Here is a 12,911-nt window from a genome sequence, read left to right on the forward strand (position 1 = left end):
GAGGCATCCACATTGAAATTTGATGAGCAATATTCAGGGAATGTTTTTATCAAAAGTCACCCGAACTATGATGAAAGCCAGGCAGTGATTTATGGCATGCCAATGGACTGGACAGTCAGCTACCGTCCGGGATCGCGCTTTGGTCCAGCCCGTATCCGAGAGGTATCAATCGGTCTTGAAGAATACAGTCCGTACCTCGACCGCGAGCTTGACGAAGTAAAATATTTTGATGCAGGCGATATCCCGCTGCCATTCGGCAATCCTTATAAAAGCATCGACTTAATCGAAGAATATATCGACTCCCTTTTAAAAGACGGAAAGTTTCCGTTAGGCATGGGTGGGGAGCACCTTGTCTCATGGCCTGTGATGAAGGCTGTTGCGAAAAAGTATGATGATCTTGCTATCATTCATTTTGACGCGCACACAGACCTCCGCACAGATTACGAAGGCGAAGAGCTTTCCCACTCAACACCGATCCGTAAAATTGCTGAACACATTGGTCCGAAAAATGTCTACTCATTCGGCATTCGTTCAGGCATGAAGGAAGAGTTCGACTGGGCAAAAGAAAACGGTATGCACATTTCAAAATTTGAAGTGCTTGAGCCGCTAAAAGAAATCCTGCCAACACTAGCAGGCCGCAACGTATACGTGACGATTGATATCGATGTACTCGACCCGGCACACGCACCAGGTACCGGCACAGTTGACGCAGGCGGCATCACATCACGTGAATTGCTGGCATCAATACACGCAATCGCAGGATCAGAAGTAAACGTGGTAGGTGCAGACCTGGTCGAAGTCGCACCAGTCTACGACCACTCAGAACAAACAGCCAACACAGCGAGTAAAATGCTTCGTGAAATGCTGTTAGGGTTTGTGAAATAACGAATTTAGAGAGGGTGGGACAAATGTGTCTCATCCTCTTAGTCGTTTCGCTGCGCTTCAGGGGGACGCTTTCCGTGGCCGGGCGGTGAGCCAGCAGGCTTCGCCGTGCTTTGTCTCACCTGTCCCTTCCTGCCACAGGAGTCGCCCCCTTACGCTTCGCTGCACTAAGATTTTAATATAGATATTGTTTAACTAAGTAAATTCATTTTCAGAGAGCTTTTATTCTGTTTTTAAATAGCGGGGAAATAGTGAAACTTATTATCATGTCATTCAATTAGGCTCATATAACAGTCGCTGGACGTTTTACAGCACTCAACCCAGGTATATCACTACGTCACCAGTGCGAATACGACGTTCGCCAGCGATCATACAGCACTCGAGCTTCCACACCATCCACATTAGAAATACTATATTCGAGCAAATTTCAATGAAGTAAGCAGTAGATCAATGCACACTCAGCTGACCCTTTCCGCTGGGGACGGAGACTCCCGCCCCAGCAAGGGACAGGTGAGACCCCGGAAGCGAAGCTGAGGAGGCTCACCGCCCGGGGGCAGGAAAGCGCAGTCCCCCGCGGAAAGGGTCAGCGTTATTAAAGTAAACCGAATTTTTCTCCTCAACCCCCACAACTTCCATTGCATTTTACACCCACCCTCTTTTATAATAGAAAGGTTATTAATTGAGCGAAACGGAGTGAGCAAGATGGAAAACGCAACACCCGTATCCATTCATCTGACAACAGTGATCACGCAGCCCGATGGCTCAAAGGAAAAACTATCCCTGAAGTCTGAAGGGGAATGGATTCAAAAAAACAACATTGACTATTTAAAATATGAAGAAGAGCAAAACGGCGGCACAGTCCGGACCATTGTGAAAATGGAAGAAGACAGTGCAGTGATCCTGCGCAGCGGAGCGGTTAAAATGCGGCTTGCTTTCAGGCGCGGTGATAAAATGATGAGCTCTTACGAAAGTGAGCATGGCACACTTTCTCTCTTAACAAATACAAAAGCATACACACACCATACGCCTGGCAAAAAAGACGGACGTTTCCAAATTACGTACGGTCTTGAAATGCAGGGCTCGAGTGTTGGCACTTATAAAATGACAATTGATTACAAGGAGGCTGTGCAATGACCATTGCATTGGATGTACAGGAAAAACTGAAGCAGGAAATTAAAGATGCAGTATTAAAAGCGGAGCTCGCGACTGAAGAGCAGCTGCCTGAAGTAATTTTAGAGACACCTAAAGACAAAGCAAATGGTGACTTCTCAACAAATATGGCGATGCAGCTTGCACGCGTGGCAAAAAAAGCGCCGCGTCAGATTGCGCAGGATATCGTTGACAACTTTGATCAGACAAAAGCTTCTATTAAAGAGCTTGATATCGCGGGTCCTGGATTCATCAACTTTTACATGGATAACTCGTACCTGACTGATCTGATCCCGTCAATCCTGACAGCTGGAGAGGCTTACGGTGAGACTGATACAGGCGCCGGTGAAAAAGTGCAGATTGAGTTTGTATCAGCAAACCCGACAGGAGACCTTCACCTTGGCCATGCGCGCGGTGCATCAGTTGGTGATTCACTGTCTAACGTTCTTGCAAAAGCAGGCTACGATGTGACACGTGAATACTATATTAACGATGCCGGCAACCAGATCCACAACCTTGCATTGTCTGTTGAAGCACGCTACTTCCAGGCGCTTGGTCAGGATAAGGAAATGCCTGAAGACGGATACCACGGTGCGGATATTATTGGCATTGCCAACACGCTTGCTGAAGAATTCGGCGATAAGTATGTGAATGCATCTGAAGAAGAACGCTACGAGTTTTTCCGTGAATATGGATTAAAATACGAGCTGAAAAAGCTTCAGGATGACCTGGAAGCATTCCGTGTACCATTTGACGTATGGTTCTCTGAAACATCACTTTATAAGAGCGGGAAAATTGATGACGCACTAAAAGTGTTAAGAGACAACGGTCACATTTACGAAGAAGAAGGAGCAACCTGGTTCCGTTCAACCGAGCTTGGTGATGATAAAGATCGCGTTCTGATTAAAAACGACGGCTCTTATACGTATCTGACACCTGACCTGGCTTATCACCGTGATAAGTTCGAGCGCGGATTCGATAAAGTGATCAACATCTGGGGTGCCGATCACCACGGTTATATCCCGCGTATGAAAGCGGCTGTAGAGGCGCTTGGCTATAACCGTGAAAACCTTGAAGTTGAAGTCATTCAAATGGTTCAGCTTTATAAAGACGGCGAGAAAATGAAGATGAGTAAACGTACTGGTAAAGCTGTGACAATGCGTGAACTTGTTGATGAGGTTGGACTTGATGCAGTACGTTATTTCTTCGCCATGCGTTCAGGCGATTCACATATGGACTTTGACCTGGACCTTGCTGTATCTCAATCCAATGAAAATCCTGTGTACTATGCACAGTACGCACACGCGCGTATCTGCAGCATTCTGCGTTCAGCAGAGGAGCAGGGCTTCAGCTTTGCGGATCAGGCTGATGTATCACTGATCGGCACAGAAAAAGAAATTGACCTGCTGAAAAAGCTTGGTGAATTCCCGCAGGTAGTCGGCACCGCTGCACAAATGCGTACGCCGCACCGCGTAGCAACCTATATCAACGAGCTTGCATCAGCATTCCACAGCTTCTACAATGCGAACAAAGTACTCGATCCAGAAGCACCTGAGCTCACAAAAGCACGTCTGAACCTTATCCAGGCAGTACGCCAGACAATCAGCAACGCACTGAAGCTGATCGGTGTAGCGGCACCTGAGCAGATGTAAACGAGTGAAGTATGGGTCAGACCCAGACTTCGCTGCAAAAAACTGTCTCTTCATGAGGCAGTTTTTTTGTGTGAAGGATTTTCTCACGTTTACCCCGAATAAAAATATTTGGAGGCGAGAAAATGAATATATTAAACAACTATTTGACAAGAGATCAGAAAATCGCAATTAATCTATACATATCACGTGATGCAAGGAAAGTAGATCAGGCTTTTCATGCTTTTAGACAGGGAGAAGGCAGTCCGGAAAGTGTCATTCATGCGCTGGAAGCTTACCAGAACCGGGATGGCGGTTTTGGACATGCCATTGAACCCGATCGAAGAATGGTTGACTCAAGCGTCATTGACACAACCGTTGCGCTCCAATATGTGATGCAGCTGCCGATCAGCGCCAGGCATACAATGATTACAAAAGCCATGAACTACCTTGAAAAGCAGTACAACGGTGAGAAAAAACTGTTTCCGATTGTACCGGCAATTGTGAATCATGTTCCACGGGCGCCATGGTGGACCGTTAATGAAGTTGGGGAAACCGGATTTGAAAAGACGCCCGGCAACCCTTCAGCAGAAATACTCGGCTACTTTCAGAGGTGCCAGCCGGGTTCAATGTTCACAGCAAAGCTTGAAACAAATGTGATCAACCGGCTGCGTGAAATTACTGAATGGGATATGCACGAAATCCAATGCTTTTACCGACTAGCAGAACTCACGCCAAAAGTTGAGCTAAAAGAAGAAATTATGCATAAAATCAAGACGCATGTTCAGTTCACTAAAAATCCAACAGAATGGAGCGGTTACGGCCTGCAGCCACTTCAAATCATCACAAATACTCAATCACCTCTATATAAAGAATTTGAAGATCTGGTTGAAGAAAACGCCAGGTGGTATGCTGAGCAACTGAAACAGGAAGGCTACTGGAATCCTTCATGGGAGTGGGGACAGTATCCGGTCGAGTGGGAGCAATCCAAAAAAGAATGGCAGAGTTATTTGACTGTAAATGCATGTCATCCGCCGCAGTATTTAGTTGGGGGATGAATAAAGCGGCACATTGGGGGCGGAATTGTGGTTTGTTTTTAGAATGATTCTAAAAGTGGCGCACTGAACTCCGTCCCCACTGAGTCAAAAAAGCCAGACTCTATTTAAAGAGTCCAGCTTTTTAACTAAATGTTTTTAGCAATTTCAATGACTTTTTCAGGTGGTGTGCGGTAAGTATAATCAGCATTCACTTCAGCAAACAGAATCTTACCTGTGGAATCAATCACAAAAGTTGCCGGTTTAGGCAGTTCCCAGTCGTCATTTCCATTATGACCTGCTACATCAAGACCTGAACTTTTGTAAATCTCAATTAGATAATCAGGCATGTTAAAGACCAGGTTAAATTGATCTGCCACTTTATTGCCCGCATCGCTTAATACAGTAAATTCAAGATTGTTCTTCTCTTTTGTATTCAATGAAGCATCAGGTATTTCCGGACTGATGGCAACGAGTGATGCCCCTGCAGCTTCGATGTCTGAAAGCTTATTTTGATATGCCTTCAATTCAAGATTGCAATATGGACACCAGCCCCCGCGATAAAACGTAAGAATCACAGGCCCCTGAGATAATAAAGTTTTAATAGAAACCTGCTTTCCGGTAGCATCAGGCAAAGTGAAATCAGGGATCTGATCTCCTGCTTTCAAACCTTGAGCAACACCTGATTCCTCAAGTTCTTTCGTAGCCTGAGCCATTAATCGCTGCTTTTCTTCAGGTGCTTTTTTCTTGAATTGATCTTTATAGATTTTAATTTCTTCTAATAAAACAGACATGCTATTCCCTCCTTCAATGATTCACAAAAAACATATCAGATCAGCCGGATTTTATCACGGATGTTGCTCATGGAATAATTTTACGTGACAACATGATTAATTTTTGATAATATAATCACCGTCCCGGTTAATTCCGAGTATGTTGATAAGAATAATAAAATTTGAATGGAGTGGACCCCGAAATGGGACGCGAATTTGTAGAAATTTTTGATGAATGGGCAGACAGCTATGATGCATCAGTCAGCGGACAGGATGAAGAATACGCAGCGGTTTTCGAACACTATGACACCATTCTTGAAGAAGTAGCCGCTAAAGCCACTGGACATACAATTGAATTTGGTCCAGGGACAGGCAACCTGACTGAAAAACTTTTAGTAAAAGGTCTTAATGTTACAGCCTTTGAACCAAACAACGCCATGCGCTTACGCACGCTGGAGCGTTTTCCTGCTTTAAATATCTCGGATGGAGACTTTCTGGACTTTGAATTAACCGAGCAGCCGGAGACGTTTGTCAGCACATATGCATTTCATCATTTAACAGATGAAGAGAAAGCAAAAGCAGCAAAAATTTATGCATCCAAACTGAATGCAGGCGGACAAATTGTATTTGCTGATACCATATTTGAAACAACAGAAGCTAAACTTGCTCAATGGGAAAAAGTTGAGCAACAGCGCTACCACAATCTGCTGGAAGACCTGAAAAGAGAATACTATACAACCATCCCGGTGATGAATGGACTGCTGGACGAAGCAGGCTTTGCCACCTCATTTAAAAGACTGAACGAATATGTCTGGCTGATTCATGCAGTGAAGAAGTAGTGGGGTTATAAATGATTGGGGCGGCACATCCGGATCGGAGTTGTGTGGTTCACTTTTAGAATGATTCTAAAAGTGTCATAGTTAACCCCGACCTCACTGAGACGCCTAAATCATGTAAACATCAATGGGAATCCCTGTACATCCCATCACCGGACCAGTTATCATAAACACAACTACACTTTCAAAGGAGAGATTTCACATGACGAAAAAAATGAATGTAGAAAGCTTTAATCTTGACCACACGAAAGTAAAAGCACCTTACGTACGACTTGTTGGCGTAACGAAGGGGCAGAACGGCGACGAAATTCACAAGTATGATCTGCGCTTTAAGCAGCCAAATAAAGAGCATATGCCAATGGACGGCCTCCATTCAGTTGAGCACTTAATGGCTGAGAATATCCGTAATCACCTCGATAATGTGGTTGATATCGGTCCAATGGGCTGCCAGACAGGTTTCTATCTTGCGGTGCTTAACCATGACAATTATGATGAAATTCTGAATGCGATCGAAGCAACGCTGAATGACGTGTTAAAAGCTGACGAAGTACCGGCGTGCAACGAAGTTCAGTGCGGATGGGCAGCGAACCACAGCCTTGAAGGTGCCAAGGAAATTGCTGCTGATATGCTTGCGAAACGCGATGAGTGGAAAGACGTTTTTGGTGAGGAAGCATAAATGAACGTGGCAAAAAGTGTGCACGAATTGATCGGCAATACGCCGGTCGTAGAAATCTCCGGCATTCCGGTTCCTAACGAATGCCGGATTTTTGCGAAACTGGAGTATTTTAATCCGGGCGGCAGTGTGAAAGACCGCCTCGGAATGGAGCTCATTGCAGATGCACTGAAGCGCGGTGAGCTGAAAGAAGGCGGTACGATTATTGAACCGACTGCCGGAAATACAGGCATCGGTGTTGCGCTTGCGGCTGTTGGACGCGGCTTTAAGGTGATTTTTGTAACACCTGAAAAATTCAGCGTGGAAAAGCAGACGCTTATGCGTGCTCTAGGTGCAGAGGTTGTGAATACGCCGACTGCTGAAGGAATGAAGGGTGCGATTGCAAAAGCGGAAGCGCTTGTGCGTGAGACGCCTGATTCATTTTCCCCGGCGCAGTTCGGTAACCCCGCCAACCCGGAGACCTATTATAAAACGATGGGTCCTGAATTGTGGCGCGACCTCGACGGAAAGATTGATATTTTCGTAGCAGGCGCAGGAACCGGTGGTACATTTATGGGAAATGCCCGTTACTTAAAGGATCAGAATCCTGCGATCAAAACGGTCATCGTGGAACCTGAGGGTTCGACGATTAATGGCGGCGAATCCGGTCCGCATAAAACAGAAGGAATCGGTATGGAATTCCTCCCTGAATATATGGACCGCGAACTTTTTAATGCGATTCATACAATAGATGACAAGGACGCTTTTTACTGGGTAAAAGAACTGGCTTTAAAAGAAGGTCTGCTTGTCGGCAGCTCATCCGGTGCAGCGTTTCATGCGGCACTGAAAGAAGCGGAATCAGCTGAAAAAGGTAGTCATATTGTAACGGTTTTTGCAGACAGCAGTGAACGCTATCTGAGTCAGAATATATATGAAGGTGGTTAAACACATATGAAGCAGAAAACGAAATTGATACATGGCGGGATTGTTGGAGACGAAGCAACAGGTGCGGTTTCCACGCCAATTTATCAGGTAAGCACATATAAGCAGGATGGCGTAGGCGGTCTGCGTCAGGGATACGAATATTCGCGTACAGGCAACCCGACGCGTCATGCGCTTGAAGAATTAATCAAGGATCTTGAAAATGGTCATGCAGGATTTGCTTTTGGGTCCGGAATGGCAGCAATTAGCTCAGTTATGATGATGTTTGACACAGGTTCTCACGTCGTTTTAACTGATGATGTTTACGGCGGAACGTACCGAGTGATGACGAAGGTACTGAACCGTCTCGGGATTGACTCTACATTTGTGGATACTAGCAACCCTGACAATGTGAAAAATGCGATTCAGGAAAATACGAAAGCGGTATTTATTGAAACACCAACGAATCCCCTTTTAAAAGTAACGGATATTGCAGCAGTATCTGCTGTTGCAAAAGAGCACGGACTGCTGACAATTGTGGATAATACATTTACAACACCATACTGGCAGACGCCGATCGATCATGGTGCAGATATCGTCGTACACAGTGCGACCAAATATCTTGGCGGACACAGTGATGTGGTAGCAGGACTTGTGGTCGTGAACTCAGCTAAGCTTGCTGAAGAAGTACACTTTGTACAGAACTCTGTAGGCGCAATCCTTGGACCACAGGATTCATGGCTGTTAATGCGCGGGATCAGAACACTTGGCCTGCGTATGGAAGAGCATGAAGTGAATGCAAAAGAAATCGTTTCTTTCCTTGAGCGTCATGAAGGAGTTACAACAATTCACTATCCTGGCATTAAATCACACCCCGGCCACGAGACAGCAGCGAAGCAGTCACGCGGCTTCGGCGGAATGATCTCATTTGACGTTAGCAGCGGTGAAAAAGCAGCACGCGTACTTGAAAAAGTGAAATACTTTACGCTTGCCGAAAGCCTTGGCGCAGTTGAAAGTCTGATCTCAGTACCGGCGCGCATGACGCATGCATCAATTCCTGCAGAACGCCGCGCAGAGCTTGGTATTACAGACGGACTTGTGAGAATTTCGGTTGGGATTGAAGATATTGAAGATTTACTTGCAGACCTGGAACAGGCGCTGGAAGATTAATAGTGATGAGCCGCTCCTTTGTTGGGGCGGTTTTGTTTATGGTACAAGGTGTTGCACGGACTGCGACAACTTCTGAGCTGATTGCTACAACTCAGGCAGGGATTGCTACAAGTTGGAGCAGAATAGCTGCAACTTCCCGGGTGTATCGCTACAACCTCAGAGGTAAATGCAGCAACTCTGCAAAAAACCACGACATCTTAATCAATAAATAAATCAAACGAAGATTTATCTCGAATTCGAGATGTTTTCCCTTGCATTCTTTTACAAACAGGCATACAATAAAGACGGGAAATATCTCAGTTTCGAGATAAAAGGAGTGTTCGCTATGAAAGTAACAGGAATTCATCACGTATCAGCCATCACATCGGCTGCTGAGAAAAACCATAAATTTTTTACACAAGTGTTAGGCATGCGCCTGGTTAAAAAGACTGTCAATCAGGACAGCACGTCTTCCTATCACTTATTTTACGCAGATGCAGTAGGCAGTCCGGGAACGGATATAACCTACTTTGATATCCCGATGGCAGGACGTACGTATCCAGGCGTTTCAAGTATTTCAAATACGGCATTCCGCGTGCCGACGACTGAATCGCTTCATTACTGGAAAAAGCGTTTTGAGGAACTAAATGTCCGTCATGATGACATTGAAAAACGTGCGGGCCGTGACACACTTTATTTTGAGGATGAAGAAGGGTCGCGCCTGATGCTTGTAGCGGATAATGGTGAGGAAGGTGTTGCACCAGGTGTGCCATGGACTGGCGCTGATGTGCCTGAGGAGCATGCAATTGTTGGGCTCGGACCGGTGACACTGACTGTACGCCGCGCAGAAAAAACAATCGCAGTACTTGAGCAAGTGCTTGGTTTTGAAAAAGTGGGTGAGTATCCGAATCGTGCTGGCGCTGAGTTGCCTGCGATTCAGGTGATGTCTGTCGCTGAAGGGGGAACAGGTGCTGAAGTGCATATTGAAGAACGCCCTGACCTGCCGCCTGAACGTCCTGGCCGGGGAAGCGTGCACCACGTGGCCTTCCGAATTCCGACTTTCGAGGACTATGAAAAATGGGATGACCGCATCCGCAGCTTTGGTCTGATGACATCAGGCGAAGTGGACCGCTATTATTTCCGCTCCATTTACTTCCGTGAATCAAACGGGATTCTGTTTGAACTTGCAACAGATGAGCCGGGCTTTGCAACGGATGAGGATATGGAGCACCTCGGTGAAGAGCTTGCGCTGCCGCCATTCCTTGAGCCTAAGCGCGCGCAAATCGAAGCGAGCTTGAGACCACTTGAAATCAAAAACTGATTTGCCTGCCGTCCGGCTAGCGCCGGGCGGCTTTTAAGTGGTTTTAGGACTAGGTCATTTTTCACTTTTCTAAGAAGTGGCTTTAACTTTCTACGAAGCACCAGTGTTACTCTATGAACCCTGTCTACTTTTCTACGAAGAAGATGCCCTATTCTACGAACAAGACTGACTTTTCTAAGAACACACCCAACCCCACCCAAAAATCTCTTGCACAAAATCCAAAACTAAGTGCTATAATAGCATTGGAAAAACATTTCAATATGAACGGATAGAGGTGCTGATCGTCAATGATCAGTTAAAAGGGAAGCTGGTGTAATTCCAGCGCGGTCCCGCCACTGTAAATGACATATGTCTGCCGCATCCACTGTAGCTTCAGCTATGGGAAGGAGGCAAACGCTGATCGTCATAAGCCAGGAGACCTGCCTTGATTCCAAGCACCTGACACGCCTACGAGGATATGGGCGGGTGTTGCAGTCTCTCCGTTTTTTACATACGGCTATACCCTGCAACCCTGCATCTCCCGCGTGAGATGTTTTTTTATTGTCAAAAATCATAAGACGGAGGAACACAAAATGAAAAAATGGTTACCAGTTTTACTCGCAGCAGGCGTACTTTCAGCCTGCTCAGATAGCGCAGAAGAAACAACAGAAGCACCAGCAGACGATCAGGAACAGGAAGAAGCAGAAGAGCCTGCTGAGTCAGAATCATCATTCCCGGTCACTGTAACAGATGCAAATGGTGACGAGATTACAATCGAAGAGCAGCCAGATGCGATCGTTTCGATGCTGCCAAGTAATACAGAGATTGCATACGCACTTGGACTTGATGAAGAAATTGTCGGTGTATCTGACTTTGACAATTACCCTGAAGAAGCAATGGAAGTTGAAAAAATCGGCGGCATGGAATTTAACGTAGAAAAGATTATTGCCCTTCAGCCTGATGTTGTGCTTGCACATGCCTCTAATCCGGGTGGTGCAGATGGTCTTCAGCAGATTGAAGATGCAGGGATTTCAGTTGTTGTGATTGAAAATGCGATGACTTTTGATGAAGTGTATGACACGATCGACATGATTGGTCAGGTCACTGGTACAACAGAAGAAGCAGAGCAGATAATTGCCGATATGCAGGCAGGCTTTGATGAAATTGCTGAAAAGGTTTCAGCGATATCAGAAGAGGACCAGAAATCAGTGCTGGTTGATGTCGCTGGACCACCTGAGATGTATGTGGCAGGAAACAATACATTTATTCAGGAAATGCTTGATCTGATCAATGCTGAAAACGTGATGGCAGATCAGGAAGGCTTTGTACCTTTAACAGAAGAGGAAGTTGTATCACGTAACCCTGATGTTGCACTGCTCACATTTGGTTATTATGTTGAAAATGCTGTAGATCAGTGGATGAGTTATGAAGGGTTTAGTCAGGTTACTGCTGTAACAGAAGAAGCTGTATTTGAAGTTCCATCAGATGAAGTTACACGTTCAGGTCCAAGACTCGTAGAAGGAACGCAGGCGCTTGCGGAAGCGATCTATCCTGATGTTTTCGCGGAATAAGGTCTGGGCGGGATACGCTGTTTCCATCCTGCTTTTACTGACTGCATTCACACTCGGGGTCACAGTCGGCTCTGTACGGGTGCCGTTTATGGAAATGCTCAGCATTTTTGCAGGGGCTTTCAGTAACAGAGAAGCACTGGACCCGATGTTCAGCTCAATCGTGCTTGATATCAGGTTTCCACGTGTTGTGCTTGCGGCACTTGTCGGGGCATCCCTTGCAATTGCGGGGGCTTCTTTTCAAGGACTTCTAAAAAATCCGCTCGCTGACCCGTATACGCTTGGCGTTTCATCCGGTGCGTCAGTTGGAGCGGTTGCAACGATTTTTCTTGGATTGACGATACCCGGACTTGGAAGCTTCACGTTACCTGTCATTAGTATTTTAGCTGCATTACTAACATTAATCATTGTGCTTGGCTTTGCAAGAATGGTCGAGAAATCAATGAAAATGGAAACAATTATTTTAACAGGCATTATATTCAGTTCATTTCTCGGCTCAATATTATCACTGATGATTGCATTAACAGGAGATGAGCTCAGACAGATCATCAACTGGCTGCTCGGCAGTGTATCAATGAGAGGCTGGGAGTATATCCGCCTGATTGCGCCGTTCTTTTTGATTGGGGCCTTTCTGTTAATCTGGAATGCGCGCGAGCTGAATGCCATGGCATTTGGAGAAGAGCGGGCTCAGCATTTAGGTGTAAATGTTCAGCGGAGAAAGTTCGTTGTATTAGCTTCAGGGTCGCTGCTGACAGGTGCAGCAGTGGCAGTGTCGGGAACGATTGGCTTTGTAGGGCTCGTCGTCCCTCACATGGTCAGAATGCTGACAGGCTCAGACCACCGCCACGTACTGCCGCTCTCGATTCTAAATGGTGCAAGCCTGCTCATTTTGTGTGACCTTGTCGCAAGAACGATTGTCGCACCGACTGAGCTGCCAATCGGTGTCATTACCGCTTTAATCGGAGCGCCTGTATTTGGACTGATACTTATACAAAAACGTAAGGAAAGGAGAGGATAGC

Annotated in this window: 13 protein-coding genes and 1 riboswitch; of the genes, 12 read left to right on the top strand and 1 reads right to left on the bottom strand. The window is 45.9% G+C overall.

Going from position 1 to position 12,911, the window contains the following annotated elements:
- Nucleotides 1–12: 12 nt before the first annotated feature.
- The 4 genes from speB to ACH6CZ_RS08680 all read left to right on the top strand — a co-directional run bounded on the left by speB (nucleotide 13) and on the right by ACH6CZ_RS08680 (nucleotide 4,717).
- Nucleotides 13–885 (top strand): agmatinase, encoded by an 873-nt coding sequence (gene speB, locus ACH6CZ_RS08665; protein WP_374097033.1) that lies wholly within the window; start codon nucleotides 13–15, stop codon nucleotides 883–885.
- A 699-nt stretch (nucleotides 886–1,584) separates the two neighbouring features.
- Entirely contained in the window at nucleotides 1,585–2,016 is a 432-nt protein-coding gene (locus ACH6CZ_RS08670; protein WP_374097034.1) for a YwiB family protein, read from the top strand.
- Nucleotides 2,013–3,683: an arginine--tRNA ligase gene (gene argS / locus ACH6CZ_RS08675; protein ID WP_374097035.1), complete on the top strand. Its 1,671-nt coding sequence runs from the start codon at nucleotides 2,013–2,015 to the stop codon at nucleotides 3,681–3,683. The genes ACH6CZ_RS08670 and argS overlap by 4 nt, the downstream gene beginning before the upstream one ends.
- A gap of 122 nt (nucleotides 3,684–3,805) precedes the next feature.
- Nucleotides 3,806–4,717, top strand: coding sequence for a hypothetical protein (locus tag ACH6CZ_RS08680; RefSeq protein ID WP_374097036.1), 912 nt, complete (start codon nucleotides 3,806–3,808; stop codon nucleotides 4,715–4,717).
- Between the two features lie 125 nt (nucleotides 4,718–4,842).
- Here ACH6CZ_RS08680 and ACH6CZ_RS08685 read toward each other — a convergent pair whose 3' ends face one another.
- Nucleotides 4,843–5,487 (bottom strand): peroxiredoxin-like family protein, encoded by a 645-nt coding sequence (locus tag ACH6CZ_RS08685; RefSeq protein ID WP_374097037.1) that lies wholly within the window; start codon nucleotides 5,485–5,487, stop codon nucleotides 4,843–4,845.
- A gap of 182 nt (nucleotides 5,488–5,669) precedes the next feature.
- Between ACH6CZ_RS08685 and ACH6CZ_RS08690 the strand changes: the two genes are divergently transcribed.
- The 8 genes from ACH6CZ_RS08690 (at nucleotide 5,670) to ACH6CZ_RS08725 (ending at nucleotide 12,910) form a co-directional block, all read left to right on the top strand.
- On the top strand, nucleotides 5,670–6,305 hold the full coding sequence (locus tag ACH6CZ_RS08690) for a methyltransferase domain-containing protein (RefSeq protein ID WP_374097038.1): 636 nt from the start codon (nucleotides 5,670–5,672) through the stop codon (nucleotides 6,303–6,305).
- A 199-nt stretch (nucleotides 6,306–6,504) separates the two neighbouring features.
- Nucleotides 6,505–6,978, top strand: a complete 474-nt coding sequence (locus ACH6CZ_RS08695; protein ID WP_374097039.1) for an S-ribosylhomocysteine lyase — start codon at nucleotides 6,505–6,507, stop codon at nucleotides 6,976–6,978.
- Entirely contained in the window at nucleotides 6,979–7,899 is a 921-nt protein-coding gene (cysK, locus tag ACH6CZ_RS08700; RefSeq protein ID WP_374097040.1) for a cysteine synthase A, read from the top strand.
- 6 nt (nucleotides 7,900–7,905) lie between these two features.
- Nucleotides 7,906–9,045, top strand: a complete 1,140-nt coding sequence (locus tag ACH6CZ_RS08705) for a bifunctional cystathionine gamma-lyase/homocysteine desulfhydrase (RefSeq protein ID WP_374097041.1) — start codon at nucleotides 7,906–7,908, stop codon at nucleotides 9,043–9,045.
- A gap of 38 nt (nucleotides 9,046–9,083) precedes the next feature.
- The gene (locus tag ACH6CZ_RS08710) at nucleotides 9,084–9,257 is read left to right on the top strand and encodes a hypothetical protein (RefSeq protein ID WP_374097042.1); all 174 of its coding nucleotides are present in this window, start codon (nucleotides 9,084–9,086) and stop codon (nucleotides 9,255–9,257) included.
- Nucleotides 9,258–9,370: 113 nt separating this feature from the next.
- On the top strand, nucleotides 9,371–10,345 hold the full coding sequence (locus ACH6CZ_RS08715) for a ring-cleaving dioxygenase (protein WP_374097043.1): 975 nt from the start codon (nucleotides 9,371–9,373) through the stop codon (nucleotides 10,343–10,345).
- Between the two features lie 255 nt (nucleotides 10,346–10,600).
- Nucleotides 10,601–10,786, top strand: a riboswitch (cobalamin riboswitch).
- Between the two features lie 131 nt (nucleotides 10,787–10,917).
- The gene (locus ACH6CZ_RS08720) at nucleotides 10,918–11,895 is read left to right on the top strand and encodes an ABC transporter substrate-binding protein (protein WP_374097044.1); all 978 of its coding nucleotides are present in this window, start codon (nucleotides 10,918–10,920) and stop codon (nucleotides 11,893–11,895) included.
- The gene (locus tag ACH6CZ_RS08725) at nucleotides 11,858–12,910 is read left to right on the top strand and encodes a FecCD family ABC transporter permease (RefSeq protein WP_374097045.1); all 1,053 of its coding nucleotides are present in this window, start codon (nucleotides 11,858–11,860) and stop codon (nucleotides 12,908–12,910) included. The genes ACH6CZ_RS08720 and ACH6CZ_RS08725 overlap by 38 nt, the downstream gene beginning before the upstream one ends.
- Nucleotide 12,911 lies beyond the last annotated feature (1 nt).

It is taken from the genome of Jeotgalibacillus sp. JSM ZJ347, from assembly GCF_044383825.1.
Lineage (GTDB): Bacteria > Bacillota > Bacilli > Bacillales > Jeotgalibacillaceae > Jeotgalibacillus.